The 1,106-nt window shown below is 66.0% G+C and carries 1 protein-coding gene; it reads left to right on the top strand.

Annotated elements, in window-relative coordinates:
- Window positions 1–1,106 (top strand): DUF1522 domain-containing protein (locus CQ14_RS00020; protein ID WP_156434576.1); only part of this gene is annotated, 1,106 nt, incomplete at both ends.

Here is a 1,106-nt window from a genome sequence, read left to right as displayed (position 1 = left end):
CAACCAGGCGCTGCAGAGCGCGGTCGGCTACTCCACCAAGTCGAACGTCTCCGCGACGATCGCCGGTGCCACCGCCACCGACCTGCGCGGCACCACGACCTACACCAGCGCAAACGCGCTTTCCAACGTGCTGTTCGACGGTACGGCCGGCGGTGTGACCGCAGCGACTGGCACGACCACGCTCGGCGGCACGGCGGGAACCGTGACCGGCTCGAACGTTAACAGCAATACGCCAGCGGCTATTACGGCCGCCACCAGGATCTTTGACACTACCGGCGCCTTGAGCGCCGCCGCCACCACGCAATTCGGTGACGGCACGAGCTTTACCGTCAATGGCAAAACCATCAGCTTCAAGGCGGGTGCAGCGGCGGCGGCGTCTTTGCCGGCCGGCTATGGCGTTAGCGGCAACATCGCGAGCGACGGCAATGGCAACTCGATCATCTATCTCGGGGCGAGCGCGACGCAATCGGCCGCGACGGTCGGCGATATCCTGACCGCGGTCGATATCGCCAGCGGTGTCAAGAACGCCGCCGTGTCGGGGGGAGTGGCGACGATTACCACGAACGCCGGCCAGACGGCCGCGGCAATCAACGGTACCGGCGCGATCACGCTCACGACCTCGACCGGCGCTGATCTCAACATCGTCGGCAAGGCCGACATGCTGAAGGCACTGGGCCTGACGACCGCAACCGGTTCCGGCAATGCCACGGTGAACGCGACCCGCACCACGGCGGGCGGCGCCCTCGGCAGCCTTGTCCAGGACGGCTCGACGCTGAACGTGAATGGCAAGACGATCACCTTCAAGAACGGTGGTACGCCGGCGGCCGGCAACGTTCCGACTGGATCGGGCGTCACCGGCAACACCGTTACCGACGGCAATGGCAACTCGACGGTCTACCTCAACCAGGGCACCGTCGCCGACGTGCTGAATGCGATTGACTTCGCTACCGGCGTGCAGACGGTGTCGATTTCTGCGGGTGCGGCAACGCCGAGCACGGCCAGCGGTCAGACCAAATCCTCCATCGTTGCCGGCGCGCTGCAGATCTCGACCGGCACCAACGCCGATCTGTCGATCATCGGCACCGGCAACGCGATGTCGGCGCTCG

The sequence above is a fragment of the Bradyrhizobium lablabi genome (assembly GCF_001440475.1).
GTDB classification, from domain to species: Bacteria; Pseudomonadota; Alphaproteobacteria; order Rhizobiales; family Xanthobacteraceae; genus Bradyrhizobium; species Bradyrhizobium lablabi.
Note: the sequence above shows the minus strand (reverse complement) of the source record. Positions and strands in the feature narration are given on the sequence as shown.